The 26,887-nt window shown below is 70.9% G+C and carries 23 protein-coding genes and 3 tRNA genes; 7 read left to right on the top strand and 19 right to left on the bottom strand.

The features are described 5' to 3' along the window. Positions 1-17: 17 nt before the first annotated feature. From JFC09_RS13425 to JFC09_RS13390, 8 genes are all read right to left on the bottom strand, one after another. Positions 18-797 carry an energy-coupling factor transporter transmembrane component T family protein gene (locus JFC09_RS13425; RefSeq protein ID WP_198394567.1) on the bottom strand — a complete coding sequence of 260 codons (780 nt, stop codon included), beginning with the start codon at positions 795-797 and terminating at the stop codon, positions 18-20. Next, entirely contained in the window at positions 794-2,293 is a 1,500-nt protein-coding gene (locus tag JFC09_RS13420; RefSeq protein ID WP_198394527.1) for an ABC transporter ATP-binding protein, read from the bottom strand. The genes JFC09_RS13425 and JFC09_RS13420 overlap by 4 nt, the downstream gene beginning before the upstream one ends. After that, positions 2,290-2,937: an ECF transporter S component gene (locus tag JFC09_RS13415; protein WP_198394526.1), complete on the bottom strand. Its 648-nt coding sequence runs from the start codon at positions 2,935-2,937 to the stop codon at positions 2,290-2,292. The genes JFC09_RS13420 and JFC09_RS13415 overlap by 4 nt, the downstream gene beginning before the upstream one ends. A 186-nt stretch (positions 2,938-3,123) precedes the next feature. After that, positions 3,124-3,666 carry a CinA family protein gene (locus JFC09_RS13410; RefSeq protein WP_198394525.1) on the bottom strand — a complete coding sequence of 181 codons (543 nt, stop codon included), beginning with the start codon at positions 3,664-3,666 and terminating at the stop codon, positions 3,124-3,126. 22 nt (positions 3,667-3,688) lie between these two features. Continuing rightward, positions 3,689-4,510, bottom strand: coding sequence for an ammonia-dependent NAD(+) synthetase (gene nadE, locus JFC09_RS13405; RefSeq protein ID WP_198394524.1), 822 nt, complete (start codon positions 4,508-4,510; stop codon positions 3,689-3,691). A gap of 59 nt (positions 4,511-4,569) precedes the next feature. After that, positions 4,570-5,964 carry a bifunctional PIG-L family deacetylase/class I SAM-dependent methyltransferase gene (locus JFC09_RS13400; protein WP_198394523.1) on the bottom strand — a complete coding sequence of 465 codons (1,395 nt, stop codon included), beginning with the start codon at positions 5,962-5,964 and terminating at the stop codon, positions 4,570-4,572. After that, complete coding sequence (locus JFC09_RS13395) at positions 5,957-7,111, bottom strand: acyl-CoA dehydrogenase family protein (protein ID WP_198394522.1); 1,155 nt, start codon at positions 7,109-7,111, stop codon at positions 5,957-5,959. The genes JFC09_RS13400 and JFC09_RS13395 overlap by 8 nt, the downstream gene beginning before the upstream one ends. Continuing rightward, positions 7,108-7,929, bottom strand: coding sequence for a glycosyltransferase (locus tag JFC09_RS13390; RefSeq protein ID WP_198394521.1), 822 nt, complete (start codon positions 7,927-7,929; stop codon positions 7,108-7,110). Before JFC09_RS13390 ends, JFC09_RS13395 begins: the two co-directional genes overlap by 4 nt. Positions 7,930-8,039: 110 nt before the next feature. Here JFC09_RS13390 and JFC09_RS13385 point away from each other — a divergent pair, with 110 nt between their 5' ends. Further along, positions 8,040-9,044: an ATP-grasp domain-containing protein gene (locus JFC09_RS13385; RefSeq protein ID WP_198394520.1), complete on the top strand. Its 1,005-nt coding sequence runs from the start codon at positions 8,040-8,042 to the stop codon at positions 9,042-9,044. A 68-nt stretch (positions 9,045-9,112) separates the two neighbouring features. Here JFC09_RS13385 and JFC09_RS13380 read toward each other — a convergent pair. From JFC09_RS13380 to JFC09_RS13350, 7 genes are all read right to left on the bottom strand, one after another. Further along, positions 9,113-9,186: transfer RNA gene (locus tag JFC09_RS13380), tRNA-Met, on the bottom strand. 27 nt (positions 9,187-9,213) lie between these two features. Further along, a tRNA-Thr gene (locus JFC09_RS13375) sits at positions 9,214-9,286 on the bottom strand. Positions 9,287-9,355: 69 nt separating this feature from the next. Continuing rightward, positions 9,356-10,783: a hypothetical protein gene (locus tag JFC09_RS13370; RefSeq protein ID WP_198394519.1), complete on the bottom strand. Its 1,428-nt coding sequence runs from the start codon at positions 10,781-10,783 to the stop codon at positions 9,356-9,358. Continuing rightward, positions 10,780-13,092, bottom strand: coding sequence for a hypothetical protein (locus JFC09_RS13365; protein ID WP_198394518.1), 2,313 nt, complete (start codon positions 13,090-13,092; stop codon positions 10,780-10,782). Before JFC09_RS13365 ends, JFC09_RS13370 begins: the two co-directional genes overlap by 4 nt. Beyond that, positions 13,089-14,057 (bottom strand): glycerophosphodiester phosphodiesterase, encoded by a 969-nt coding sequence (locus JFC09_RS13360; protein WP_332839775.1) that lies wholly within the window; start codon positions 14,055-14,057, stop codon positions 13,089-13,091. The genes JFC09_RS13365 and JFC09_RS13360 overlap by 4 nt, the downstream gene beginning before the upstream one ends. Then, positions 14,054-15,880 (bottom strand): glutaminase A, encoded by a 1,827-nt coding sequence (gene glsA, locus JFC09_RS13355; RefSeq protein WP_198394517.1) that lies wholly within the window; start codon positions 15,878-15,880, stop codon positions 14,054-14,056. The genes JFC09_RS13360 and glsA overlap by 4 nt, the downstream gene beginning before the upstream one ends. 147 nt (positions 15,881-16,027) lie before the next feature. Next, positions 16,028-16,109, bottom strand: a tRNA-Tyr gene (locus JFC09_RS13350). 145 nt (positions 16,110-16,254) lie between these two features. Here JFC09_RS13350 and JFC09_RS13345 point away from each other — a divergent pair. The 4 genes from JFC09_RS13345 (at position 16,255) to JFC09_RS13330 (ending at position 19,519) form a co-directional block, all read left to right on the top strand. Beyond that, entirely contained in the window at positions 16,255-16,746 is a 492-nt protein-coding gene (locus tag JFC09_RS13345) for a YajQ family cyclic di-GMP-binding protein (protein ID WP_198394516.1), read from the top strand. Positions 16,747-17,032: 286 nt separating this feature from the next. Then, positions 17,033-17,590, top strand: a complete 558-nt coding sequence (gene ectA / locus JFC09_RS13340) for a diaminobutyrate acetyltransferase (RefSeq protein ID WP_198394515.1) — start codon at positions 17,033-17,035, stop codon at positions 17,588-17,590. A 158-nt stretch (positions 17,591-17,748) separates the two neighbouring features. Further along, on the top strand, positions 17,749-19,056 hold the full coding sequence (gene ectB / locus JFC09_RS13335) for a diaminobutyrate--2-oxoglutarate transaminase (RefSeq protein ID WP_198394514.1): 1,308 nt from the start codon (positions 17,749-17,751) through the stop codon (positions 19,054-19,056). Between the two features lie 58 nt (positions 19,057-19,114). Next, positions 19,115-19,519, top strand: coding sequence for an ectoine synthase (locus tag JFC09_RS13330; RefSeq protein WP_198394513.1), 405 nt, complete (start codon positions 19,115-19,117; stop codon positions 19,517-19,519). 176 nt (positions 19,520-19,695) lie between these two features. Here JFC09_RS13330 and JFC09_RS13325 read toward each other — a convergent pair whose 3' ends face one another. After that, entirely contained in the window at positions 19,696-21,081 is a 1,386-nt protein-coding gene (locus JFC09_RS13325) for an FAD-dependent oxidoreductase (RefSeq protein WP_332839774.1), read from the bottom strand. 156 nt (positions 21,082-21,237) lie between these two features. Between JFC09_RS13325 and rarD the strand changes: the two genes are divergently transcribed. Further along, positions 21,238-22,164, top strand: coding sequence for an EamA family transporter RarD (gene rarD / locus JFC09_RS13320; RefSeq protein ID WP_332839773.1), 927 nt, complete (start codon positions 21,238-21,240; stop codon positions 22,162-22,164). A gap of 42 nt (positions 22,165-22,206) precedes the next feature. Here rarD and JFC09_RS13315 read toward each other — a convergent pair whose 3' ends face one another. The 3 genes from JFC09_RS13315 to JFC09_RS13305 are packed head-to-tail and all read right to left on the bottom strand — an operon-like array spanning position 22,207 to position 25,285. Beyond that, positions 22,207-23,238 carry a polyprenyl synthetase family protein gene (locus tag JFC09_RS13315; protein ID WP_232483564.1) on the bottom strand — a complete coding sequence of 344 codons (1,032 nt, stop codon included), beginning with the start codon at positions 23,236-23,238 and terminating at the stop codon, positions 22,207-22,209. A 59-nt stretch (positions 23,239-23,297) separates the two neighbouring features. Continuing rightward, entirely contained in the window at positions 23,298-24,587 is a 1,290-nt protein-coding gene (locus JFC09_RS13310; RefSeq protein ID WP_198394511.1) for a geranylgeranyl reductase family protein, read from the bottom strand. Continuing rightward, positions 24,584-25,285, bottom strand: a complete 702-nt coding sequence (locus tag JFC09_RS13305; RefSeq protein ID WP_198394510.1) for a demethylmenaquinone methyltransferase — start codon at positions 25,283-25,285, stop codon at positions 24,584-24,586. Before JFC09_RS13305 ends, JFC09_RS13310 begins: the two co-directional genes overlap by 4 nt. Positions 25,286-25,370: 85 nt before the next feature. Here JFC09_RS13305 and JFC09_RS13300 point away from each other — a divergent pair, with 85 nt between their 5' ends. Next, a complete protein-coding gene (locus JFC09_RS13300; RefSeq protein ID WP_198394509.1) occupies positions 25,371-26,864 on the top strand; it encodes an isochorismate synthase in 1,494 nt (497 codons plus the stop codon). The last annotated feature ends 23 nt before the right edge of the window (positions 26,865-26,887 follow it).

The raw sequence follows: 26,887 nt of genomic DNA, 5'->3' as shown, positions 1-26,887 counted from the left end.
GCACCTGCCCACCCCGCTCATCCGCCCGCGCCGACGAGCCGGTAGGAGCCCGTCGCCATCGCCAGACCGACCGCGCCCACCGCGACCGCGAGCGCGATCACGACGGCGGCCGCGTCGCGCCGGCCCAGGTGCGAGGCACGCGCCCAGGTCCGGTCGGCCGTGCCGAACGCACGTGCCTCCATCGCCGTCGCGAGCATCGTTCCGCGCCGCACCGCGGTCACCACGAGCGCGAAGGCGAGTGTGACCCAGCCGGTGAGGGAGCGGGGGTCTCCGAGGCCTCGGGCGCGGCGGGCGCGTGCGAGCGAGCGGTGGTCCGCGGCGAGGACCCCCGCGAGGCGGACGGCGGCGAGCGCACCCAGCACGAAGCGGGCGGGCAGGCGGGCGATCTGTGCGAGTGCGTCGGCCAACCGGGTGGGGTCGATCCCGACGAGCGCGACGAGGGTGGGGACACCGATCGCGAGCACGCGGACGGTGATCGCGACGGCCAGTTCGATCGAGTTGTCGCTCACGACGACGAGCCACCAGGACAGGTGGATCCTGCCGCCGGGCTCCGCGTAGAGGAGCATGCTGAGGCCGCTCAGCGGTGCGGCGAGCAGCAGCGGCCACGTGCGGCGCAGGATCGTCGCGGGTGTGATGCCCATGCCCGTGAAGAGGATCAGCCAGACGATCAGTGCGGTGGCTCCGCTCACGATGTCGATGCTCGTGAGCAGCGGCAGAGAGGACAGCGCTGCGGCCGCGCAGAGGGCGAGCGGGTTGAGGGAGGCGAGCGGGTCACGACGGGTCGCGGCGGCGCTCACGGGTCCACCCGCTTCTCCAGGTGGAGGCGACTGTCGCCCAGCACGCGCACGTAGTCGTCGTCGTGGGTGACGGACACGGCCGCACCGCCGGCGTCGACGTGGGCCGCCACGAGCGCGGCGAGCTCCGTCCATGTCGTCCTGTCCTGCCCGAACGTCGGCTCGTCGAGGACGAGGACCCGCGGGGCGGTCGCGAGCGCGGTCGCGACGGACAGCCTGCGCTGCTCCCCTCCGGACAGCGTGTAGGGGTGCGCGTTCGCGAGGTGGGTGAGTCGCAGCCTCTCGAGGAGGTCGTCGACGATCGTCGCGACGTCGCGGCGGGCCCGCCGTGGGCCGACTGCGAGCTCCTCGCGCACGCTGCGGGCGACGAACTGGTGCTCCGGACGCTGGAAGACGGTGCCGACCCTCGTGAGCAGCTGCCTCGACCTCCACCGGTGCGGGTGGGGCGACGACGTGCCGCGTGCCAAGGCCTCCGCCGCGGTGACGGCCCCCGCCCACGGCGCGGTGAGACCCGCGAGCGCGAACGCGAGCGTCGTCTTCCCCGCCCCGTTGGGTCCGGTGACGACGAGCGACTCACCGGCGCCCAGTGCGAGGTCGATGCCCTCCTGGACGAGACCGCCGCCGAGGCGCCCCGGCCTTCCCTGTCCCACGGCCAGTCCCGCTGCGGTGAGGAGCCTGCCGCCGTGTGTGGGGGTCGGGGTGGAGCGGACGACCTCGGGGCGGGAGCCGGGCACCCAGACGCCTGCGGCCTCGAGCGCGGTGCCGTGCCGGGAGAACACCGTCTCCGGGACACCGTCCGCGACGATCCCCCCGGCGGATTCCAGGACGACCACACGGTCGACGTGCTCCACCCACGCGTCCACCCGGTGGTCGACGACGACGAGGGTCGTGGACGTGCGGGCGACGGCGCGGCGGACCTCGGCGGCGCCCGCGTGGTCGAGGTTCGCGGTGGGCTCGTCGAGCAGCAGGAGGCCCGGCCGCATCGCGAGCACGCCCGCGATCGCGAGTCTCTGCCGCTCACCGCCGGACAGGTGCGCCGTCGACCGGTCGAGCGGGTAGCGGAGGCCGACCGCGTCGAGCGACTCCGCGACCCGGGACCAGATCTCGTCCCGCGGGACGGCGAGGTTCTCCGCACCGAACGCGACGTCGTCGCCCAGCACCGGCAGGATCGTGTTCGCCTCCGGGTCCTGCAGGACCAGCCCGGCACGACCCCGCTGGTGTGCGGCCGGCGCCCCGTCGAGCGTGAGACTGCCCGTCTCCACACCCTCCTCCTCGCCGCCGAGGATGCCCGCCAGTCCGCTCAGCAGCGTCGACTTGCCGGCCCCGAACGGCCCCAGCAGGAGCACCTTCTCCCCCGGTTCGATGACGAAATCGACCCCGGTGACCGCAGGGTCCCTCCGCGACGCGTGGCGCCAGCCCCAGCCGGAGGCGACGACGCGGGCCGGGCGGGTGAGGCGTGTGGAGTCCGTGTGCGCGTTCGTGCCGGCCGTGAGCGTCACGCGAGCCCCCGTACCTCGCGACCCGCGGCGAACCGGTCGAGTGCGCCGGTGCGGGCGAGCGCGCGGGTGAGCAGCCAGCCGAGGACACCGGCGAGGACGGCCCCGGACACGACGACGCAGACGAGATAGATGAGGAGGAACTGTGCGCTCATCTCGATGTTGCCCGACGTGAACAGCTCCAGCGTCCACGCAGCGACCGCCGCGCCGATGCCCGCGAGCACCGCCGTCACCGGCCCGAACCGGCGGTAGCGGGTGAGGAGGAATACCAGCTCTGCGCCCAGCCCCTGGGCGATGCCGGCGTAGACCGCCTCGACCGCCCACTGGCTGCCCAGCAGCATCGACACGACTGCGGCGAGCAGCTCGACGAAGAGCGCCGCGCCCGGCTTGCGGATGACGAGGCCGCCCAGCACGCCGCCCAGCAGCCAGATGCCGGCCGCGAGCCCGCCGAAGCCGGGGGTGAGCGCATCGAGCGCCATGAAGCCTGCGTACCCCGCGAAGTTCCAGAACGTGAAGAGGAGGCCGATGACGACGCCCAGGACCGCTGCGATGACGATGTCGAGCGTCCGCCACCGGTGGCGGGTGGACGGGGCCGGGTGGAACGGTGTCTGCGCAGGTGCGCCTGCGGAGGAGGATGGATGTGTCACTGCGGGGTGCCTTTCGCTCGACGAACGGCACGGGTGGTGAAGAAGAGTCTCCCTTGCGCCGGCATTACCCGGTTCAGGTTCGACGGTCGAGGGCTCGATGCCCTCCTCTCAGCCTGGATCCGCCAAGCTCCCGTGTGCAGACCATCCTAGCCGACGCCTCGGGCTCTTCGACGACTGCTTCCAGGTCTACTGGCCGGTCGGCTGCTCGCGTCGTCCGGAGCGCTCGGAAGGGCCGTCTCGCAGGAGCTTCGCCGCCTCACGTTCCAGCAGCAGGAGCGCGGCACGCTCCGTCTGCGCGAGCACGTCGAGCGGCTCCCCGTCGAAATGGTGGAGTTCGGTGTGGACCTCCCCGCGGATGCTGACCGCCAGCCAGGTCGTGCCGGGCTCCTGCCCCTCCTGCGGTCCGGGACCACCCGCCCCGGATGCGGCGATGGACGTGTCGGCACCCAGCAGCGCGGCGACGCTGCGCGCCATGACCTCCACCGCCCGCTCGGAGATCACCGGGCCCTCCGGGACATCGAGCACACGGTGCTTCACCTGACTCCCGTAGCAGACGACCGCACCCGCGAACCACTCCGAGGAGTCCGGGGCGGCCGCCAGCTGGTTGGCGATCTTCCCTCCCGTGAGCGATTCCGCCACCGCGACCGTGAACCCGCGCTCCCCCAGTGCGCGCGCCAGACGCGCGGCGATCTCCGCCGCCTCGTCCTCCCGCACCTCGTGCTTCTTCATGCTGAGCCCTCCGTCCTGCCGGTCACCGCCACCAGGTGTCGCGGACGGTGACCGGTCCCCGCCGCTTGTGGCGTGAGCGGAGGTAGAGGTCCTCGATGGTTCCGGCGACCGCCTCCGGGACTGCCCGCCCCTCGAGGTAGTCGTCGAGGTCGTCGTACCGGATGCCCAACTGGTCCTCGTCGGACAGGCCCGGCTGGTCGTCCAGGAGATCCGCGGTGGGCTGCTTCGCCCAGAGCCGCTCACTCGCGCCCAGGTGCTGGAGCACCCTGCGGACCTGACGCTTGTCGAGGGTGAAGAGCGGCAGGATGTCCGCGCCCCCGTCACCGAACTTCGTGAAGTAGCCGACCGTCGATTCCGACGCCTGATCCGTCCCGATCACCAGCCCGCGGGAATCGCCGGCGACGGCGTAGTGGGCTATCATCCGCAGACGCGCCTTGACGTTGCCGCGGTGGAAATCGGGCAGCTGCCCGCCCACCCCCTCCGCGTACGCGTCGTCGAACCCCTCCACACTCGGGGCGATGTCGATCTCGTGCGTGCGGTCCGGGCCGATGAAGGCGAGCGCGGCCCGGGTGTCGTCCTCATCGCCCTGCACGCGGTGCGGCAGGCGCAGAGCGACGAATTCGACGTCGTACCCGTCGGCCCGCAGGTGCGCAGCAGCCATCTGCGCGAGCCTGCCCGCAAGCGTCGAGTCGACACCGCCGGAGATCCCGAGCACCAGGGATCGCGCCTGCGCTGCCCGCACATAGTCGGCGAGGAACAGCACGCGGTCCTCGACCTCCCGAGCAGGGTCGATGCGAGGGACGACGCCCATCTCCTGAATGATCCGTGCCTGCAGTTCGCGCATGCCCTCACTCTAGGCGCGGCCCGGAAGTGCGCCAAGGGGCCTTGTTGACGTCCGGCGGCTCAGTCCTCATCGGCGTCTGCGACGGTGAACTCCGCAGCGGCGACGCTCAGCCGGTCGGATCCGTAGGTCTCGATCAGCACGTCCTCGTCCTCGTAGGCGGCCAGACGCACCCAACCGGGCTGTGCGGCCAGGGCGGTGTGCACCGCGCGGACGTCACGGTGCGCACCCGGGATGGGATGGCGCCAGTGCGCCGCGACCACGACCCCGTCGTCCGCCAGCTGCCGCGCCGCACTGTCCAGGAATCCAGCGAACTGGTGATCCGTGAGGTAGTAGCCGAGTTCACTCAGCACGACGAGGTCGAAGGTCCCCTCCGGCCAGTCGTCCGCACCCGCGCGTCGGAAGTCCACGTGCGGCTCCTGCACCCTGTCGCGTGCGGAGTCGAGCGCCGCCTGCACGACGTCGGTGGCCACGAGAGCGTCGCAGCGCTGCGCGAGCATGCCCGTGAGCACTCCCACCGAGCAGCCCGGCTCGAAGCCGCGGCGGTAGCGGCGGTCGGGCAGGATCGCGAGCGTGAGCGCGTACTTGCGCTCCTCGTACCACCGGCCCGTCACGGACCACGGGTCGTCGCTGTCCGCGTAGACCGCATCGAACCCGTCGTGCACGAACACGATCTGCGGGTGCGCGAGCATGAGTGCGCGGGCCGCTTCAGGGACGACCACCTGCGGGCCCTCGTCCCCACGGTCAGCCGGCACGCCGAGGTCCAGGGTGATCTGGGACCGGAACGCCGCGACCGCACGGGTGCGCGCCTTCCCGACTTCCGGAGGCGCATCCAGCGCGCGTGCGCGATCCCAGTCGAGGTGCGGGCGCTGCGCGCCCGGCCGGCAGTGGTGCCACAGCCAGACGGGGTACTCGACGAGCGTCGCGGTGGGGACCCGTCCGACGGCGGACAGTGCGGCCCGCCCGGCGGCATCGTGGTCCGGGTGCCCGTCAGCGCGGACAGGGGCCGCCACGATCGCCCCCGGCGCCCGGGCCGCGAGCTGCTCCACGATGCGGTCGGCGAGCACGTCCTCGTGGGCGGGGACGTCACCGTCGGGAAGACCGAGCCGCACGACGCGCAGGGGCGAGGCGGCCTCGGCGGCGGCCTGCGGGATGAATGCGGCGAGCGCCGCGTCCGTCTCCGCGGCGCGGATCCTCCCCAGCCGGTCCGGGTCGACGTGGGGGTGGGAGGCGGTGCCGTCCGTCACGGCCAGCACGATGACGGGCACCCCTGCCCGCACAGCGGTGCCGATGAGTGCGCCGGCGCCCAGCACCTCGTCATCGGGGTGGGGTGCGACGACCAGCAGTGCGGGAGACGCGGCGTCGATCGTCCAGGATTCGAGTCCCGCGGCGCAGTCGGCCAGGTCCTCCACCGAGGTTCGCGGCGGGTCCTCCGCCGTGAAGCGCCGCTCAGCCATCTGCGGGCACTCCCCGTTCGTCAGCTCCGCCGCGATCAGTGGGGCCTTCGCCGCGTGGGGACGGCGGAGGGTCGAGGCCGATGAGTCGGTCCCAGGCCGCGGCGCCGAACCCACCGGATCCGTCCTCGGGTGCGATCTGCGCTTCGTCCGCTTCCGCGTGGGACTGTCGGATGTAGACGGCGAGGTCCGCGACGCGCTGCGCGTGCTGACCGTCCGCGCAGAGAGGACCCGCGCCGGTCGCGCGCCCCGTCCTCTCGATCACCGCGGATGCGGCCCGGTCGATGCGTGTCCGCACGAGCAGGGCGCGGCGCTGCACCAGGCCCTCGGCGTCGTCCGGGTCCGCGTCCACCTCCCGGGCCGTGGCGGTGAGGAGCGCCCACGCGGAGGCGAGCTCCGCGACGACAGCACCGGCGTGCGCGCGCAGGAACGGGGACGCTCCCGGCTTCGCGGCCCGCTCCAGTAGCGGTGCGGCGACCGCGCGCGCCCCTCCGAACCAGCACGCGGCGACCCCCATCCCGCCGTGCCAGAACCCCGGCCTCTCGAGGTAGTCGGCGTGCGAGCCGAGCCGCAGGGCCGGCACCCGGTCGAAGGACACCCAGCCGGAATCGCTGGCGGCCATCCCGACTGCGGGCCACGTGTCCGGGAGGGCCCGCACCCCGGGCCGGGTGAGGTCGACGGCGAAGAACCCGGTGCCGCCTGCTTCTGCCGCTGTCACGAGGGCGTGCGTGCACAGCGAGGCGCCGGAGCACCACGGCTTCGTCCCGTCGAGGACCCAGCCGTCCGGGGTGCGGAGCGCCCGCACCTGCGGCGACGGCGGCTCCGCAGCCCACACACCCCAGTGGGAACCGGGCCGCACGAGGTCCGGCTCGCCGAGGTCGGTCGTGATCGCCGCCGCATCGAGGTGGGCCTCCGCGAGGCGCCCTTCGACGATGTCGTCCTGCGTGAGTGCCGCGAGGAGCCGCCACCGCTCCAGGGTCGCGCCGCGACCCGGCAGTGCGGGGGCGAGCGCGGACAGTGCGGCGCCCCGCTGCCCGCGACTGTCCTGCGAGTCCCCGTCGTGCGGTCGCGCGTCGCCTGCCCGCTCGTCGTCTGCCCGTCCGTCGCCTGCCCGTCCGTCGTGCGACTGCCTCGTGTCACGCGCACTCACGGCACCACCTCCAGAGCGGCGCGCAGATCCGCCGCGACCCCGGCGGGAGCGCGTCCCGTGAGACGGGCAGAGGTCTCGACCCTCACGTCGAGCGCCCAGACGACGCTCAGCCCCGCGTCCTCCGCACGGCGGACGAGGTCGGCGTCCTCCCCCGAGGCGAGGGTCCGGAAGCCGTCGAGCATCCGGTAGGCGGACGCGGTGAAGGAGAGGTTCGCGCCGTGGACGTGCGTGTGCGAGGCGACCCCGAGCCGCTGCTCGTACTGCGTCCGCCATGCGCCGTGCGACCTGTGCGGCTCGTCGTCCGCGCGCAGAGTGATCGTCCCGGAGACGACGTCCGCGCCGCGGAGCCGATGCGCTTCCTGCCGGACGAACCAGTCGAGGGGGACGACGGTGTCCGCGTCCGTCGTCGCGCACCAGTCGGGACGAGGGCGTGTCCGCAGGGCGTGGATGAAGCCGGCCCGTCGCGCCGCACCCACGCTGAGCGCCGCAACGGTCACGACCTCCGCGCCGTGGCGGGCAGCGATCGCCTCAGTGTCGTCCGTGCAGCTGTCCGCGACGACGATGAGGCGCACGGCGATCCCCGCGTGAGCGGCTGCGGCAGCGAGTGACTCGAGGGTGTCCCCGATGAGCCGCTCCTCGTCGTGTGTCGGCACCACGACCGTGCACGTCCCCCACTCACGGGCCGTGTCGCGCTCACGACTCGTCCCGCCCCTGCTGCTCGTCCCGCCTCCGGTCATGCGCAGTGCCTCCCTCGGTGTCGGCTCCGCCGGTGTCGGCTCCGCGACGAGCGGCTCCGCCCGCGCGGCAACTCTCCTCATTCAAACATGGAACCTTGACTTCTGGGAGGCGTCTCCGCGCTCTTGCCCCCGGGCGAGGAATAGTGGACACAGTGGCGCGGTTCACGGGACATGACGAGAGGACCGCACCTGTGACCGCTTCCCTGCCCCCTGCCGACCGCCCCGCCGTGTACGTCATCCACGACAATCCGGAGTGGCTCCCACCGTTCGCGGACGCGCTGCGAGAGGAGGGCGTGCCCTTCGTCGAATGGCTGCTGCCGGGCACCGCGATCGACCTGACGGAGGAACCACCGGCCGGGCTCTTCTGGTCCCGCCTGTCCGCTTCCGCCCACACCCGCACAGACCCGCACGTGAAGGAATACGGCCGCGCCGTGCTCGCGTGGCTCGAAGCGGCCGGTCGCACCGTCGTCAACGGGTCGGCGGTCTACGAGCTCGAGGTGAGCAAGGTCCGCCAGCACCGCGCGCTCACCAAGCGCGGCTTCGACACTCCCAGGACGGCCGCCGTGTTCGGAGCGGACGCCCTCGAGGAGATCGCACGGACGTTCGTCCCTCCCTTCATCACGAAGCACAACCAGGGTGGCAAGGGCCTGGGCGTCCGCCGGTTCGACAGTCACGCGGAGTTCGCGACCGTGGCACACGAATTCGCCCCGGGCGGGGAGAACGCTCCGGTCGACGGCATCACGCTCGTCCAGGAGTACGTGCAGCCGGTGCAGCGGTTCGTCACGCGGGCGGAGTTCATCGGTGGGCGCTTCCACTACGCGGTGCGTGTCGATGTGTCCGCCGGCTCCTTCGAGCTGTGCCCCGCCGATGCCTGCGCGGTCCCGGGAGCAGCCGCCGCAGACCCGTTCTCCCGCCGGGACGACATCACGGCGGAGACCCCTCTGGTGCGCGACCTCGAGCTGCTGCTCGCGGAGCAGGGGATCCTCATCGCCGGGGTCGAGTTCATCGACACGGCGGACGGCCGGCAGGTCGTCTACGACATCAACACGAACACCAACTACAACCCGGCGGTGGAAGCGGCGGAGCGGGCTGCGGGCCGTGAACCCGCCACGCACAGGATCGCCCGGCTGCTGAAGGGGATGCTCGCGGAGCAGGACGCCGCATTCCCCCGGCCGGAGGTTCTGTCACGTGTGTGAATGACACGTGTGTGAATGACGAGAAGGGCCGTTCCATGCTCTGCATGGAACGGCCCTTCTTCAGACTGTAGCGGGAGGGAGTCTCGATCTCCCGACCTCACGATTATGAGTCGTGCGCTCTAACCGCCTGAGCTACCCCGCCGTGCGCGAACCGCATCGAGTCCACGAGAGCCCCAAAAGGGAATCGAACCCTTGACCTTTTCCTTACCATGGAAACGCTCTGCCGACTGAGCTATTGGGGCAACGAGCAGTTACTTTACACATCCGCCCCACCGTTTGCAAAGCCGGATTCCGGGAGTGTGACGCACCCCTCAGGACGCCTTCGCCCGTGCGGCCACGACGGCGTCGACGAGGTCGTCCTCCGTCCCGCCGTAGAGCGTCGCGGCCCACACGGTGTCGCGCAGCACGTACGGCTTCCCGTCGACGGTGAGCCACCGCAGCGGGTTGTCGTTCCGGTCGTCGTGGAGGCACTTGGCGCAGGCGGGGACGGTGAGCGAACCCGCCCGACCCGCAACGGACACGTCGATCTCCTTCTTCGCGGGTCCGTGGCGCGGGTCGAGGCTGCACAGGGGCTCCGGTGCCTTCGCGGCTCGCCCCTTCCGCGCGCCCCGCCCGCCGGTCCGCCTGCCCGAGCCCGTCTGCGCCTCCGCGTGCGTGACCGCCGTTTCCGCGATGCCCATGAGCACCATGGCGCCGGCGAGGTCGTCCTCGCGCGACTCCTCGTCGTCCGCGAGCCGTCGGGCCAGACCGTAGGCGTCCAGCCCGTGCTCGACGAGGTCCGCGGTCTCACGGTCCAGCGTCCCCGTCTGCAGCTCCTGGAGGCGTTCGACGACGTCCAGCGCGTCCTCGCCCAGCGCGCGGCGCATCGCCTGCCGGTCCGCCGCCGCAGCCGCGATCGCGACCGCCTTGGGGATCCGGTACCGCTTGCGCTTCGCTCCCCGCGGGACGAGGAACCACAGCGCCGCCGCGATGATCGCGATGGTCGCGACTGCGACGACGAGCGTGCGCAGGGGTGAGGAGGACACCTGCCAGCTGAGCCAGCGCAGGGTGTCGTTGCCAGACGATGCGTAGCGGACCTCCTGCGGGTCCGCGAGCCTCTCCAGGCCGGTCCGCATCCGCACGAGGACCGACCGCTCCTGCGCCCCGTTCTCCCCCAGCGCGGAGAACTGCATCCGGAGTAGGCGAGCACGGTCCTCGTCCGCGGCGACAGCCTCCGCGGTGGGTCCCACCTTGGATTCGCCCACGACGAGGACGACGTATTCGTCCCCGGGCAGCAGTTCGGCGAGGATCTGCGCCATCGTGGTGGTCTGCTGGTAGTCGAGCTCGCCGTCGAACACGATGTAGGTCTGCACGGCCGCGTCGTCCTGCAGCTGCCGCAGTTCGTCGAACGCGCTGCCGTAGACGTCCGCGGACGCGTCGTCGGCGACGAGGGGCTCCTCCTGGAGCTGCTCCACGAGCCGGTCGGCCTTCCCCAGCAGGGATTCGTCGCCGTCGCCTTCCGCGGCGGACGCCTGGACCGCCACCGCCGCCGAGGCCCCGCTCACCGTCCGTGCACCGCCACCGTCCCGGACGGCACCGCCGTCCACCACGGCCCGGTCGTCGACGACGGGCCCGCCCGTCCGCTCCAGGACGGTCGCCGAGGCCGGACCGGCACTCAGCCCGCCGCACACCGCGCCCAGCGCGAGGGCCGCCACGGCGACCGTCCTCACCGACTGCCGCATGACCGTTCGTCGTCTCATCGCCCGCCCCTCTTCCGTCCGCGTGCGCGGCGCCCGTGCTCCTGTGCCCGTCCACGCTCCTGTGGCCGTCGTCGCTCCCGCGAATCTCCTCGCCGACCCCCGGCGCGCCCCTTCGGGTGCTGCTCACGGGCCGTGGGATCCGTCCGGTCGGTGACCAGTCTGCGGAAGACGATGCCGACGATGAGGACTGCGAGCGTCGCTCCGCCCGCTCCCAGGAGCGTCCGCGTCCAGGTCCGCATCACCCACGCGTCGGTCCCCGGCGCAGGCATGAAGCTCTCGTCCGCTCCGTCGCCGGTCGACGACGCGGAGGCAGGGTCCGCCGGCACCCACGTCGTCTTCGCAGCCCAGCGCAGCTCTGCGATGGCCTTGTCCACCACTGTGTCGTCGGGGCCGGGCTGAGGACGGTCGGCCCTGTCCGCGGAGTAGTCCTCCTCGAGGCCCCCGGTCACGATCGACGCCGAATGCTTGCTGAGGAGGACCGCGATCGTCCCGTCCGGCAGCGCCTCCTCCACGCGGTCCTCCAGCCGCACGGTGTCGAGCACACCGGAGCTCGCCGCGACGAGCGCGATGACACGCACGTCGCGGCCGGTGTCCTCCGCGACGGATTCCGCGACCTCGCCCACGGCGGACACGTCCTGACCGACCAGTGCCAGACCGGTCCACTGATCGACGTACGGGGCGTCCTCGGAGGCGGCGACCGCCTCGGCGATGATCTGCCGCTGGGCCGCCTGCGGGTCGGAGACCGGGGAACCGGGCGCACCGGGCTCCGCGGTGTAGACCTTCTCCATCTGCCCGGCATCGTGCACGCCGCCCACGATGCCGGCGGACAGCGCCAGGGCCGCGGTGACCGCCAGGAGCGCGGTCCGTGCCCATGGGGAAGCGCCCGCGCGCGTCGACGGCGTCTGCGTGCGCCCCGTCTCCACGGCCCGCGCGATCCGCACGGCGCCGGCAGCAGGCTCCCACTGCGCAGGCATCGCCGCGATCGCCTCGCTGAGAGGGCCGAACGCGCCGTAGCCGCTGGCCGCCCACGGGGACGACGCTCGGGTCCAGTACGGCTTCCCCCGGTCGATGCCGGACAGGCTGAGGTAGGACGGTGCGCGCCCCTTCTCCAGACGTTCGGCCGCCAGGTCGGACACCGGGACGACCAGCTGCGCGCCCAGGACGTCGACGCTCTCCTGCCTGTCCGCCGGCAGATCCGGCCGGAAGAAGCACAGCGTCCGGTCGCGGCCGTCGTGCTCCTCCTCGAGCGCGGTCCAGCCCGCCCACACGAGCGGTGAGTCCGTGGCGCCGGGGTCCGGCAGTCGGCCGACCGCCGTCTCGAGCGACGATTCCAGCCGCTTCGCCCGGGTGAGACTCCGATGCGCCCGCACCGCGCGGTCCTTCAGGGAGGCGAGCGCGGCGGCTTCGTGCGCACGGTCGATCCGGGTGCCGAAGAGCCTGGCGAGCGGCCCCGATGTGCGCGGCAGGAGCACCAGCCAGGACAGCACCAGGAGGACCGCACCGACCGCAGCGGCGGCGAGGAACGCCGCCGTCATGATCTGTGTGCCGGTCTCCCCCAGCTGCATCGACAGGGCGCGGTAGCGCACGCCCGTCCACCCCACCGGCGCCGTCTCCTCCGGCAGCAGCTCCGGCAGTGGGGAGTCGGCCGCGACCGCCCGCAGCGCGTACGAGAGCTCTGCCGCGGTCTGCTCCGTGTTCACATACGGCGGGCCCAGCGGGTAGACCGCCGCGAGCTCCCTCTGCAGGTGCCCGTCCGCGTACACGCTGGAGGTGACCGACGACCCCCGCGCCAGCAGGTAGACGGTCTTCCCGTGCGGGTCCGCCTCTGCGATCCGGGTGAGGCCGCGCTGCAGGCCGGCGTCGATGTCCGGCAGGTCCAGCCCCCTGTCATAGGGGTACGAGAAGTGCGGGAGGACTGCGATCCGCACCGTCCACCCGTCGTCCTCGAGCGCCTCGATCCGCGGATCGATCATCGCGCGCTGCCGGTCGTCCCAGCTCCCCACCGCTTCCGGGGCGACCGCGACGACGTCGTCGGCCCAGCCGCCCGCCACGGTCTCCAGGTAGGCGGCGACCCGTTCGCGGTAGGTGTCACGGACGTCCTCCCCGGCGGCGGGCGACTCTCCTGACTGCGCGGGCGCCTCCTCCGCCTCGGCGACGGGGTCCGGCTGCGCTGTCGTGACGGCGGCCGCCGCGGGCGCAGCGGCCACGACCGCGGGACCGGCGCCGAGGCCGCACACGGCGACCATCAGCCCCGCCGCGACCAGCGCGGCCGGCAGCGGCCGGTGGGCGGGAAGCGGACGGGCGGTCATACCGCGTCGTACTTCGCCGCGATGTAACCCTGGAGTGTTGCGGGCAGGTTCGTGATGACGCCGTGCACCCCGGCGCCCAGGAGCCTCTCCCAGGACGCCGGTTCGTCGACCGTCCACACGAACATCCCGTAGCCGGCGTCGAGGAACCGGTCGACGACGTGCCGGCGCGTGAAGAACCCGCGGACCGACGGGTTGTAGGCGAGCGCCTGGAGCTCGTCGACGACCCTCATGTCGTCCTCCCGGGGCGTCGTCCGCAGCAGGCAGCGCTCGACGAGCGGAGCGATGTCGCGCAGGTGCGCGAGGGTGGGGACGGAGAAGCTCTGGACGACGACGCGGTCCGCCATCCCCTCGTCGATGATGGAACCCGCGACGGAGGCCACGGCACCCGGCGACCACTCCCCCTTGAGTTCGAGCAGCAGGCGACCGCCCTTCGTCGACACGTCCTTGAGGAGGGTGTCGAGCTTCGGCAGCCGCTGCCCCGCGAAGCCGGGCCCCGCCCACGATCCCGCGTCCAGTCGCGACAGGGCGTCGTCGTCGAGCCTGCTCACAGCACCGGACCCGTCGGTCGTCCGGTCGACCGACTGGTCGTGGATGACGGTGGGGGTGCCGTCACCGCTCACGTGCAGGTCGACCTCGATCCAGTCCGCGCCGATCATGCGGGCGGCGTCGACCGCGGCGAGCGTGTTCTCGGGCGCCGCGCCGGAATAACCGCGGTGCGCGATGACCCAGGGCCGGTCTGTCACGAGCGGGACACCGTCGATGTCCTCGTGAGCGAACGCCGCGGACCGCACGCGGTCGGCCCACGTGCTGGTGAGCGGACCGGCGCTCACCGCGTCGGTCCCAGCGGATTCGTGCCCGGCGGACTCGTGCGCGGTCCACTCGTGCCCCGCGGGGCTGTTCGGGCCGTCTCCCGCAGGCGCGGGGCCGGGTCCTGCGGGGTCGTGGTTCCCACGGGTGTTCGTCACAGCGTCTGCGCCTCTCCTCGGACCGCCTGCGCCAACCGCGTGTAGCCGTTGACGGTGATGCTGCGCCACAGAGCCGCCGCAACAGCGGGATCGTCGACGCCCAGCCGGTCGATGTCCTCGGCGGGCAGGAAGTCCAGCGTCGTGTCACTCGTCGCGATCATGTCGAAGGGCTGGCCGCCGTCCGGATTCAGGGCGAACTCCCCAAAGGTGGTGCCCGCCCGCAGCACCGCGAGCAGCCCGCCGTCCGCACTGTACGTGCGCACCTCACCGGCCCGCATGAAGCGGATCCCGTCGAAGTCGTCGCCGATCGCCCGCACCGCTTCGCCCGGACGGTACCGCTGGTTGACGAGGAGCTCGAGGATGACCCTCCGGTGCTCGGGCTCCAGCGAATCGAGCATGGGCGCGTGCGTGTACTCGGGGTCGTAGAAGCACGACTCGTCCCCGAACTGCTCGAGCACCAAGCGCTCAGCCCAGGCCAGCGCCGCGTACCGGAACGCGAACGTCCGGATGCCCATGGTCTCGACATGGTCGGCCAGGAGCCCGTCCACGTCGACCGCAGACAGCGCGATGCCTGCCTCCGCCATCGCGTCGGCCAGTCGGTGCAGGCTGTCGATCGTCACAGTGGAGAGCTCGTCGACCTTCGTGAAGTCGAGGATGACGCAGAGCGGTTCGTCCAGGTCGCCGATGAGCCGTGCGACGGCTTCGAAGCCGCTGAACTGGAGATCACCCACCAGTTCGATGAGGTGGGCGCGGTCGCCGTGCTCCGCCAGCACCGCATCCGCCTCCGCAGGGCGACGAACGGTGGAGTGCGCGATGTCGACGGTCGCGTGGGAGCGGATCGAGGACCTGCCGACCGTCGCGGCGCGCACGAAGTGGAGGCCCAGGTCCGCGGACATCTCCTCGTGGACGATGATGCCGCGCGCGCTGTTGCCGTGCTCGTCCAGCGGCGGCGAGAACGTCGCGATCCCCAACTGGCCGGGCAGGACGGAGATGATCCCGCCGCCCACCCCACTCTTCGCGGGCAGCCCGACGGTCGCGACCCAGTCGCCCGAGTCGTCGTACATCCCGCACGTCGTCATGACGGACAGCACCCGCTCGACGACTGCCTCCGTGAAGACGCGCTCCCCCGTGACGGGGTTGACGCCCAGGTTCGCGAGGGTCGCCGCCATGACGGACAGATCCGCGGCCGTGACCGTCACCGCGCACTGCCTCGTGTAGTCCTTGAACGCGGGGGCCGGGTCACCGTCGATGATCCCCCACGAGGACAGGAACCATGCGAGCCCGCGGTTGTGCGCCCCCTCCCGCAGGTCCTGCTCGAGGATGTCCTGGTCGAGGGACAGAGGGCGTCCCGCACAGGCCGACATCGTCGCGAGGATCCGGTCGAACACCGTCTGGCCCTCATCCGGCTTCACGAGGGAGGCAGCGGCGATCGCGCCGATGTTGATGAGCGGGTTCTTGGGGCGGCCGCTGCCGGACTCCGACGAGATGTCGTTGTAGGCGCTGCCGGACGGCTCCACGTCGATCTTCGAGTCGACCGCGTCGAAGCCCGAATCCATGAGCGCCAGCCCGTAGACGAACACCTTCGAGATGGACTGGATGGAGAAGGAGACGTCCGCGTCCCCCACACGGTAGGTGTGGCCGTCCGCCGTCGTCATCGCGATCCCCATCCTCGTGGGGTCGGCGTCGTAGAGGACCAGGGCGTCGGCCTCCGGTTCCGGTGCTGCGGCCGTACGGTGGCGCGACAGGCGGGCATCGGCGAAGGGGTCGGCGCTGCTGACGGTCTCGTGGAGGCTCAGCAGGTAGGACTGGACGGGAGAGCGCATGCGCTCAGATTACTGTCCCGGAGCCCCGCGTGCTGACCGAACGTGTGTCCGTCCTGTCACCCCACGATCAGGTCCGTCGAAAGCACGGGCACATGACGAAGGCCCGCCCCTCAGCGCTTCCGCTGTGGAACGGGCCTCGTTGCGACGTGGCAGATGTAGGATTCGAACCTACGAAGGCTGTGCCGGCTGATTTACAGTCAGCTCCCTTTGGCCGCTCGGGCAATCTGCCGTCGCGCTCGAAAGAGCACCTGATAGAGAATACACACTGATCGGCACCGGCGCTAATCGGACGACGCCCAGCGCTGGACTAGCATGGGCGCGACATGCGGCCACGCGCCGCAGGCCCCTCACGTCGCCCACCACAGGAGGCATTCATGGCTTCGGAATCCAGCTTCGACATCGTCAGCAAGGTCGACCGCCAGGAAGCGGACAACGCACTCAACCAGGCAGCGAAGGAGATCGCCTCCCGCTACGACTTCAAGGGCTCCGGCGCCGCCATCGAATGGAAGGGCGAAGGCATCCAGCTGCGCGCCGACGGGGACGACAGGGTGGCAGCAGCGCTCGACGTCTTCCAGTCGAAGCTCGTCCGCCGCGGCATCTCCCTCAAGTCGCTCGACGCGGGAGAGCCGTACCCGTCCGGCAAGGAGCATCGGATCGACGCCTCGCTCAAGGAGGGCATCGACAAGGAGAACGCCAAGGAGATCTCGAAGATCATCCGGGACGAGGGGCCCAAGGGAGTGAAGGCCCAGATCCAGGGCGACGAGCTGCGCGTGAGCTCGAAGAAGCGCGACGCCCTCCAGAGCGTCATCGCCCTGCTCAAGGGCAAGGACCTCGCCGTCGACCTCCAGTTCATCAATTACCGCTGAGCCTCGACGACCGTCGATCGCCGCCGCACGGGACGTGACGTGGGCCACACGAGAGTCCCGCATCCCGGGCATTCGGTAACGAAACGGTAACGGTAATGTGACGGTGGGACACCAGTTCCACCGTGAGCAGACCACCCGCGCACACGGCCCCCGCATCCCCCCGCCACGGTTGAGGATGCGGGGGTCGATGCGTGGGCCCGATCGACCGTGATCACAGGCCGCTTTGCCCCCTGTCCTGCGATTTCCGCCCGGTTGAGATCAGATCTCAGGTCGCTAGGTTGGAGTTGTGACTCACGCAGACACAGCAACCTCATCCGATCCGACACCCGCAGTCCCCAAGCAGTCCCCCGCGGCTCCCCACACCACGGACACGGAGCGCATCGAGCTCCGCACCCCCGCTGTCGCAGACGGCAAGCACATGTGGACGCTCGCCCGCGATTCGAAGGTCCTCGACCTCAACACCTCGTACGCCTACCTCCTGTGGGCTCGCGACTTCTCACGCACCTCCGTCCTCGCCACACTGGACGGCACACCCGCCGGCTTCGTCACCGGATACATGCGACCGGATGCCCCGGACACGCTCATGATCTGGCAGGTCGCCGTCGACGAGGCGAGCCGAGGCCACGGGCTGGCAGGCCGGATGCTCGACGAGCTCGCCCAGCGCACCGGCGCGGCACGACTCGAGACCACGATCACCGCGGACAACGAGGCGTCCCAGCGCCTCTTCACCTCGTTCGCAGCCCGTCATGGAGCGGACTGCACCCATAGCCCGCTGTTCGTCCCCGAGGACTACCCGGACGGACACGACACGGAGCACCTCTACGAGATCGCACCGCTCACCTGAGCGCAGATCATCCCCTGCGGTACCCACCGCACCACACGCCTCGGGCGATGCGGGCTGCAACCCCGTACACGTCCGGACCGTTCGGTCCAGCAGCCGAGAAGCGGCTCCCGTTCGGTCGAATCCCAAGGGTCGAAGACCCCAGGAAGGTGAGAACCACCATGACCGACATCTTCTATTCCCTCGAATCCGAGGTCCGCAGCTATTCACGCAGCTGGCCGGTGGAGTTCGTCCAGGCCTCCGGCGCGACGCAGACCGACGCGTCCGGCACCCGGTACCTCGACTTCTTCTCCGGCGCGGGTGCCCTCAACTACGGGCACAACAACCCTGTCGTCATGGAGCCGCTCGTCGAGTACCTGCAGTCCGGTGCGGTCCTCCACTCGATGGACATGATGACTCCCGCGAAGCGCGAGTTCCTCGAGACGTTCAAGGACGTCATCCTCGAGCCGCGCGAACTGCCGTACAAGGTCATGTTCCCCGGCCCCACGGGCACCAACACGGTCGAGGCGGCGCTCAAGCTCGCACGCAAGCACACGGGCCGTCAGCACATCCTGTCGTTCACGAACGCGTTCCACGGCATGACGCTTGGTTCGCTGTCCGTGACCGGCAACTCGATGAAGCGCCAGGGTGCGGGCATCCCCCTCACGAACTCGTCGAAGATCCCGTACGACGACTACTTCGACGGTGAGACGGCCGACTTCATGTGGCTGGAGCGGGTCCTCGAGGACTCCGGCTCCGGTGTCGACAAGCCTGCGGCGATCATCGTCGAGACGGTGCAGGGCGAGGGCGGGCTGCGCGCAGCACGCAACGCCTGGCTGCGCCGCCTGTCGGAGCTCTGCACGGAGCACGACATCCTCCTCGTCGTCGACGACGTGCAGGCCGGCTGCGGTCGGACGGGCTCGTTCTTCAGCTTCGAGGACGCGGGGATCGTCCCGGACATCGTCTGCCTGTCGAAGTCCATCTCCGGCTCCGGCCTGCCGATGGCACTCACCCTGTTCCGCCCGGAGCTCGACATCTGGTCGCCGGGCGAGCACAACGGCACGTTCCGCGGCAACAACCCCGCATTCGTCACCGCGACCGCCGCACTCAAGGAGTTCTGGGCGGACAGCGCGTTCCAGGAGCAGCTGGCATCGCGGATCAATCAGCTCCACGGTCGCCTCGAGTCGATCGCGCTGTCGACGAGTGGTGCGGGCGTGCGCGGTCGCGGGTTCCTGTCGGGCCTCGTGTTCGACGACAAGGAGGCCGCAGGCAAGATCGCGTCGGAGTCGTTCCGCACGGGTCTCCTCGTGGAGACGTCCGGTCCGGACGACGAGGTCGTCAAGATCATGCCACCGCTCACCGTGACGACCGAGGAGCTGGACCGCGGTCTGGACCTCCTCGAGGCCGCCATCCGCACCGTCACCGGCCCTGCCGTTGACCGCGGCACCGATGCCGAGGCCGCAGCCACCCCTGCGAACACCGCCTCCTGAGGCATCCGGTAGCCTCACCGCATCACCCCCATCCGTCCCTTACCCCCAGGAGTGATCCATGTACGTCGTGAACATCGACGACCTCAACGGCACCGAGCGCGACATCGTCAGCGACAACTGGCGCAGCCGTCGCATGGTGCTGGCCCGTGAGGGCGTCGGCTTCTCGTTCCACGAGACGACCCTCTTCGCAGGCACGACCTCGACGTTCCACTACCAGAACCACATCGAGGCCGTCTACTGCGTGGGCGGGTCCGGCACCATCACGAACGAGGAGACGGGCGAGGTGCACGAGCTGCGTGACGGCACGATGTATCTCCTCGACAAGCACGACAAGCACACGGTGCGGACGGAGCACGAGATGCGCATGGTGTGCGTCTTCAACCCGCCGGTGACCGGTCGTGAGGTCCACGACGAGAACGGGGTCTACCCCGCGCTCAACGAGGACGGCACCCCCATCTCCTGACGGATCCCCGATCCGTGCAGACGACGAGGCGGCCGCACCCCTTTCCCGGGTGCGGCCGCCTCGTCGTTCATGCTTCTCCAGACTCCGACGCATGAGTTCTGCCGGGGCGCGTCGTCGCCGTCGATGTCGCGGGCGCTCTGGCGATCTGGTCGATGGTCGTGGCCCCTACCGCCCCGTCACTGCCTCCGCGAGTGCTCCAGCATCTCGTGGCGCGTGGCGATCTTCATGCGCTCGCGACCCTGGGGCTCGCCCAGGGCCCGCTCTGCGGATTCGAGTCGGTGGAACCCGTCCCAGTCCGCGAAGTCGACACCGCGGGACTCCAGCAGCGCGATGATCGCGTCCTCCGACGGCTCCTCCGGCTCGGGGAGACGGCCGGCGTTGCGGTCCTCGATGAGGTGCGTGATCGTCTCCAGCGCGTCCCCCTTCGTGTGGCCGATGAGCCCCACGGGCCCCCGCTTGATCCAGCCGGTGGCGTAGAGACCGTCGATGACGGGGGTGTCTGCGGCCGCAGCCTGCGAATCGCCCGCGTGCACGCGTCCCTCGACGTTCGTGATGACGCCCTTCGACGCGTCGAAGGGGATCTGCGACAGCGGTGAGCCGAAGTAGCCCACGGCGCGGTAGACAGCGTCCAGGTCCCAGTCGTGCATCGTGCCGGTGCCCACGACCCCCCCGTTGCCGTCGAGCTGCTGGCGCTCCGTCCGCAGCCCGGTGACCCCGGAGTCCTCGTCGCCCAGGATCTCGACGGGCGAGTGGAGGAAGTGGAAGTGGAGCCTGCGCGATGCGCCCGTGGGTTCGCGCAGGGTGAAGTCGGTGAGGGTCTTCGTGACCTGCTTCGTCTGGTTGCTGCTGTGGATCGCCGCCATCGACGCCTCGTCGAACTCGTAGTCCTCCGGGTACACGACGATGTCGACGTCCTTGACAAGACCCACTTCGCGCAGCTCCAGCGGCGTGAACTTCGTCTGCGCGGGACCGCGGCGACCGAACACGTGGACGTCCGTCACCTTCGAGTCCCTCAGCCCCTCGTACACGTGGTGGGGGATCTCCGTGCTCAGCATGTCGTCCGCCTGCTTGGCCAGCACGCGGGCCACGTCGAGGGCGACGTTGCCGTTTCCGATCACCGCGACGCGTTCGGAGTCCAGCGGCCACTCCTGCGACACGTCCGGATGCGCGTCGTACCAGTTGACGAAATCCGCGGCGCCGTACGACCGCGGCAGGTCGACCCCCGGCAGGTCCAGACGCGCATCGTCGAACGAGCCGGTGGAGAAGATGATCGCGTCGTAGTGGTGCCTCAGGTCCTCGAGCGTGATGTCCGTCCCGAAGTCAACGTTCGCGAGCAGTCGCACGTCGCCGCGGTCCAGCACCTTGATGAGCGCGTTCTGGATGCCCTTGATGCGCGGGTGGTCCGGGGCGACGCCGTAGCGGACGAGCCCGAACGGTGCGGGCAGCCGCTCGAAGAGATCGATGCTCAGTTCGAAGTCGCGTTCCGCCTTCGTGAGAAGGTCAGCTGCATAGATTCCCGCCGGACCGGCGCCGACGATCGCCACACGAAGAGCTCGACTCACGTTTCACACACCTTCCGCGGGTGGCCTGGTCTGCGGCCACCACGACTGACGAGTACCGACCGTCCATCTTAGTGCTGCCTCACCTCATCGCGCCGCGACCCCGCTCACACCCGGACCGGTTGTTCGGGAACTCACAGGCATCACTAGAGTGGGCCTGTGACCCAGAACTCCGACGCCTCCGGGCTGCCCGCCGATCAGACGGCCCGACGCCGTGCCGGTCTGGCGAACGGCACCGCCGCCTACCTGCTCTGGGGCTTCCTCCCCCTCTACTTCTCCGCGCTCGCGCCCGCAGGGAGCCTTGAGATCCTCGCGCACCGGATCGTGTGGTGCCTGGTCTTCTGCGCCCTGCTGCTCGGGCTCACGCGGGGCTACCCGCTGGTGTGGCGCATCCTCACCAGCCCGCGCACCACGTGGCTGCTGGTCGCCGCGAGCATCCTCGTGTGCATCAACTGGCTGGGATTCCTGCTGGGTGTGGAGCTGGGCCGCGTCGTCGAGGTGTCCCTGGGCTACTACATCAACCCGCTCATCACGATCCTGCTGGGCGTCGTCTTCCTGAGGGAGAAACTCCGGCCGCTCCAGTGGGCGGCGGTGGGCGTCGCGTTCGTCGCCGTGCTGGTCATATCGATCGGCTACGGCGCCGTGCCCTGGCTGGGCCTGCTCGTCGCGTTCACGTTCGCGGGCTACGGGCTCGTGAAGAACAAGGTGGGCGGCACCGTGGGCGCGCTGGGCGGGCTGAGCATCGAGACCCTGGTCCTCACGGCACCCGCCGCCGCCTTCATCGGCTGGACGCTCAGCACCGAAGCGGACACGTTCACCCAGCAGGGCTCGTGGCACCTCGTCCTCATGCTCCTCCTGGGACCGGCCACCGCGGTTCCGCTCCTGCTGTTCAGCGCCGCGACGCGGCGGATCCCGCTCAGCTGGGTGGGGATGCTCCAGTTCATCACCCCGACGATGCAGTTCATCACGGGCGTCTGGCTGCTGGGCGAAGAGATGTCACCGGCCCGCTGGGCAGGGTTCCTCATCATCTGGATCGCGTGCTCGCTCTTCATCACGGACATGGTCCGCGTGTCACGCAGACGCTGACCGGACCGGCACGCACGCGCGGTCAGCGGTGCGCACTCCCACTCAGGAGGTGCGCTCGACCACCTGGTGTGCGAACGCCTCGAGCCCGTCGCGGACCTCACCGGCGGGCAGCGCATCCAGCGCGTCGATCGCGTCGTCCGACCAGCGCCGCGCTTCTGCACGCGCCTGTCCGGTGACCGGGTGGGCTGCGAGCGCGGAGCGCGCCGCCTCCAGCGCCTCATCAGAGGTGAGGTCGGCCTCCAGCAGGGCCACGACCTCGGCGGCGGTGCTGTCCCCGGCGTCCGCGGCACGGCGGGCGAAGAGGACGGGCAGGGTCGGCACGCCCTCCCGCAGGTCCGTCCCCGGCTGCTTGCCGGACGTCTCCGCGTCGGATGTGAGGTCGATGATGTCGTCCGCCAGCTGGAAGGCGACACCCACCTTCTCCCCGTAGTCGCGCAGCGGCTCGATGAACGTGGCGGGCGCGCCGGAGAAGCGCAGCCCGAACTCACCGGCGGCTGCGATGAGCGACCCCGTCTTGTCCGACAGCACCTGGATGTAGTGCGCGATCGGGTCGTCCTCCGGCAGCGGGCCGGCGAACTCCGACAGCTGCCCCAGGACCAGACGCTCGAACGTCGTCGCCTGCAGGCGCACCGCCTCCGGGCCCAGGCGGGCCGACAGCAGCGAGGCGCGGGCGAAGAGGAGGTCACCGGTGAGGATCGCGACGGAGTTGCCCCACACCTCGTGCGCGCTGGGCGCACCGCGGCGCACGGGCGCATCGTCCATGACGTCGTCGTGGTACAGCGTCGCCAGGTGGATGAGTTCAACTGCGGCGGCCGCGTCGATCACGTCGGAGTGGCCGCCGTCGCCCAGCTCCGCGGCGAGCAGGACCAGCATCGGTCGCACCCGCTTCCCTCCGGCCCGCATGAGGTGGTGGGATGCTTCGTGCGGGAGGCGCTCCGCCTGGGCGGCAGCCTCGCTCAGCCGCTCCTCGACGAGGTCCAGGCGGGTCGTCAGGTCCGTCGCCAGGGCAGAGTCCGCAGCGGCGAAGGGGCCCGCCTGCGGATGCGACAGGGTGCCCGCGGTATCGGCAGTCATCGGGTCGTTCATCATCCTCTTGGTCTCAGACGTCGCAGACAGTATCGCATCCACCGGCCTCAGTCGTTCGTCGTCGCGGGGACGGCGCGGATGAGAGCGGCGATGACGCGATCCATGGCGTCCGCGTCCTGTCCTCCACGATGGATGTTGCCCAGCAGCCTCACAGCGAAGGTCATGAGCGCGTCGACACCCATACCGTACTTGATCCCGAGCCCCATGAGCTCCGGCCTGCCGATCAGATCTGCGAACACCCTGCCCAGGGTGAAGTAGCCGCCGAACCGATCGCGGACGATCTGCGGGTACTCCTGCAGGGCGGCCCTGCGGCGGTGCTCGGGCATCCGGTGGTGCGTGACGATGACCTCCGCGGCGATGCGGGCGCTCTCCAGCGCGTAGTCGATCCCCTCACCGTTGAACGGGCTCACCATCCCCGCGGAGTCGCCCACGAGCATGAGCCCGTCACGGAAGTGCGGTGTGCGGTTGAACGCCATCGGCAGCGCGGCGGAGCGGACGCGCTCCAGCTGGGTCGATTCGTCGATCTCCCATTCGTGGCCCATCACCGTCAGCCACTCGTCGAGCACCTTCCGATAGTTGACGGTGCCGAACTGAGGCGAGGTGTCGAGGATGCCCAGCCCCACGTTCACGGTGCCGTCGCCCAGCGGGAACAGCCACCCGTAGCCGGGCATGGGGTCGCCGCCGGACTCTCGCAGCTCCAGCCAGCTCTCCAGGTAGTCGTCGGTGTGCCGCGGCGACGAGTGGTAGGTGCGCACGGCCACGCCCATGGGCCGGTCGTCGCGCTTCTGCACCCCCTGCGCCACGGAGATGCGTGAGGAGACGCCATCGCACGCGACCGTGAGCGGGGCCCGGAAGTGCGCGTCCGGTCCCACCTTGCGCCCGCGGTGGTCGGTGCCGGTCGCCCGCACGCCTTCGAGCCAGCCGTCGGACCCGACGATCGGGTCCGTCGCCGCGACCTGCTCGTACAGGCGGGCACCGGCGCGCTGCGCGTGGCGGGCGAGTGTCTCGTCGAGGCCCATCCGGGTCTTCGTGAGGCCGTAGTCGGGGAAGCCACCCCCGCCGGGCCAGTCGATCTCCATGCGGTGGCCGCCGCCGATGAGGCGCAGCCCCCGGTTCCGGTGCCAGCCGTCCTCCGGACGCATCGGCACGCCCAGGTGGCCGAGCTCGCGGACCGCCCGCGGTGTGAGTGCGTCCCCGCAGACCTTGTCGCGGGGGAACGACGACTTCTCCAGCACGACGACGTCCAGGCCCGCCCCCGCGAGGTGCGCGGCCGTGGCGGAACCGGCCGGCCCCGCACCCACGACGACGACATCCGCGTCGATGACCTCTGGGCTCACGCGCCCACCGGCTTGAGTCCGCGGTGGATCGCCACGATCCCGCCGGTCAGGTTGCGGTACTGGACACGGTCGAAGCCGGCGGCAGCGATGATGCGGGCGAGTTCGTCCTGCCCGGGCCACGCGCGGATCGATTCCGCGAGGTACTCGTACGACTCCGGGTTCGAACTGATGAGGCGTGCCACCGGCGGGAAGGCGCGCATGAGGTATTCGCGGTAGACGACGTCGAACGGCCCGTACACGGGGCGTGAGAACTCGCAGATGACCAGGCGTCCGCCGGGCTTCAGCACCCGCAGCATCTCTGCGAGTGCCCGCGGCGAGTCCTGCATGTTCCGGAACCCGAAGCTGATCGTGACGACGTCGAACTCATCGTCCTCGAACGGCAGGTCGAGCGCGTCCGCGTACATGTACCGGATGCCGGGGTTGCGCTTGCGCCCCACCGCGAGCATGCCCTCGGAGATGTCGCCCGCGATGACATTCGCGCCCGCCTGCGCGAAGGGGACGGAGCTCGTCCCGGTGCCTGCGGCCAGGTCGAGGACCTTCTCCCCCGGCTGCGCGTCGACGGCGTCCGCCACGATCTTCCGCCAGCGGCGGGTCTGCCCGAGTGACAGCAGGTCGTTCATGAGGTCGTAGCGGTCCGCGACCGTGTCGAACATCGCCGCGACGTCCGTGGGGTCCTTGTCGAGCTGCGCGCGATTCATGCCCACCAGTCTCCCCCACCGCCGCACGGTGCGCTAATCCGGGAGGCCGGGATCGGCTGCGCTCACGACTCAGTATCGTGGGACCGTGGCACACTCCTCCCCGCTCCCCGATCAGCGCCCCGCACACGACCCCGCACAGCGGCCCACCGAGCCTTCCGCAGGACCGGCCACCGGGTCCGCTGCAGGGCCCTCAACCGGGTCCGCCGCCCCCTCCGCCGGCCCCACCAGCACGGCACCGCGGCTCACCGTCCGGTCCTGGTTCGTCGACGGCCTCTCCCCGGATGCGCCCCCTCCTTTCGCGGGCCGCATCCCGAACCGGTCGATCGACTTCCTCTCCCAGCTGCCCGCCTCGGGCTTCACCTGCTGGGTCCGGGGCCGGTCGGGTCTCGTGGGGATCGGCCGCCGTCTGCGCCTGCGGGCCCGCGGCGCGGACCGCTTCCACGACCTCGCCCGCCAGTGGGACGCGCTCACCGCCGAGGCGCAGGTCGACGACCGCGTGGGGCTGCTGGGGTCCGGCCTGGTCGGGTTCTCCGCGATCTCCTTCGCCGCCGATTCCGCTGTGGAATCGGTCGTCGACGTCCCCGAGTACGTCCTGGGCCGCCGCGACGGCCGCGTCTGGCTCACGCAGGTGTGCGGAGGCGAGGACGAGCAGGCCTCCGACGACGCCGAGGCCGCACCCGGTCTCCAGCTCTCCCCCACCCCGCTGCGCGACCAGAGGATCGTGTCGCGGGAGCCGGGGCACGTGAGTCCGGACCGGTTCGAGCAGATCGTCGAGCAGGCCACGGCCCGCCTCCGCAGCCCCGAGGCCGGGGAGCGGAAGATCGTGCTCGCGCGCGACGAGGTCATCACGACGGAGGACGAGATCGACGTCCGCTCCGTCCTGGGCCGGCTCAACGCGGCGTTCCCCAGCACGTGGGCCTTCCTCGTCGCAGGCCTCGTGGGTGCGACGCCGGAGCTGCTCATCGGGGTGGAGGACGGTGCGGTGCACTCACGCGTGCTCGCGGGCACGTACCGGGTCCAGGACGACCCGGAGAAGGAGCTCGTGCAGGCGCGCACCCACCTGGGCGGGAGGAAGGACTCCGTCGAGCACTCCTACGCGATCGATTCGCTCGCGTCGACCCTGGGGCCGGTGACCGAGGAGCTGCACGTCGATCCGGAGCCGCACCTCCTCCAGCTGGCGAACGTCATCCATCTCGCCTCCGATGCGCACGGCCGGCTGTCCTCACGGTCCGACGGATCGCGGATCAGCCCGTTCGAGGTCGCGCACGCGGTGCATCCGACCGCCGCGGTGGGCGGGACCCCGCGGGATCGGGCGATGGACCTCATCAGCCATTTCGAGGAGATGGACCGCGGTCGCTACGCGGGTCCGGTGGGCTGGGTCGACGGCTACGGGAACGGGCAGTTCGGCATCGCGCTGCGGTGCGGTCAGCTCGAGGCCCGCAACCGCATCCGCCTCTACGCGGGCGCCGGCATCATGCCGGATTCGGACCCGGAGTCGGAGCGGCGGGAGACAGACGCGAAGTTCGCCCCCATGCGGAAGGCGCTGGGCGTGGACTGGGATCCCGACACCTCGCACTGAGACGAGGGGCGCGCAGGGTCAGT

This window comes from Brevibacterium yomogidense (assembly GCF_016107685.1).
GTDB classification, from domain to species: domain Bacteria; phylum Actinomycetota; class Actinomycetes; order Actinomycetales; family Brevibacteriaceae; genus Brevibacterium; species Brevibacterium yomogidense.
The sequence above is the reverse complement of the archived record's forward strand: the minus strand, read 5'-3'. Positions and strand labels throughout refer to the sequence as shown.

Coding starts and splice junctions, on each gene's coding strand:
- JFC09_RS13410 (WP_198394525.1), bottom strand. CDS start 3,666: ATGAAGAAGCACGAGGTGCGGGAGGACGAGGCGGCGGAGATCGCCGCG.
- nadE (WP_198394524.1), bottom strand. CDS start 4,510: ATGCGCGAACTGCAGGCACGGATCATTCAGGAGATGGGCGTCGTCCCT.
- JFC09_RS13400 (WP_198394523.1), bottom strand. CDS start 5,964: ATGGCTGAGCGGCGCTTCACGGCGGAGGACCCGCCGCGAACCTCGGTG.
- JFC09_RS13390 (WP_198394521.1), bottom strand. CDS start 7,929: ATGAGGAGAGTTGCCGCGCGGGCGGAGCCGCTCGTCGCGGAGCCGACA.
- JFC09_RS13370 (WP_198394519.1), bottom strand. CDS start 10,783: ATGAGACGACGAACGGTCATGCGGCAGTCGGTGAGGACGGTCGCCGTG.
- JFC09_RS13365 (WP_198394518.1), bottom strand. CDS start 13,092: ATGACCGCCCGTCCGCTTCCCGCCCACCGGCCGCTGCCGGCCGCGCTG.
- glsA (WP_198394517.1), bottom strand. CDS start 15,880: ATGCGCTCTCCCGTCCAGTCCTACCTGCTGAGCCTCCACGAGACCGTC.
- JFC09_RS13345 (WP_198394516.1), top strand. CDS start 16,255: ATGGCTTCGGAATCCAGCTTCGACATCGTCAGCAAGGTCGACCGCCAG.
- ectB (WP_198394514.1), top strand. CDS start 17,749: ATGACCGACATCTTCTATTCCCTCGAATCCGAGGTCCGCAGCTATTCA.
- JFC09_RS13330 (WP_198394513.1), top strand. CDS start 19,115: ATGTACGTCGTGAACATCGACGACCTCAACGGCACCGAGCGCGACATC.
- JFC09_RS13315 (WP_232483564.1), bottom strand. CDS start 23,238: ATGACTGCCGATACCGCGGGCACCCTGTCGCATCCGCAGGCGGGCCCC.
- JFC09_RS13305 (WP_198394510.1), bottom strand. CDS start 25,285: ATGAATCGCGCGCAGCTCGACAAGGACCCCACGGACGTCGCGGCGATG.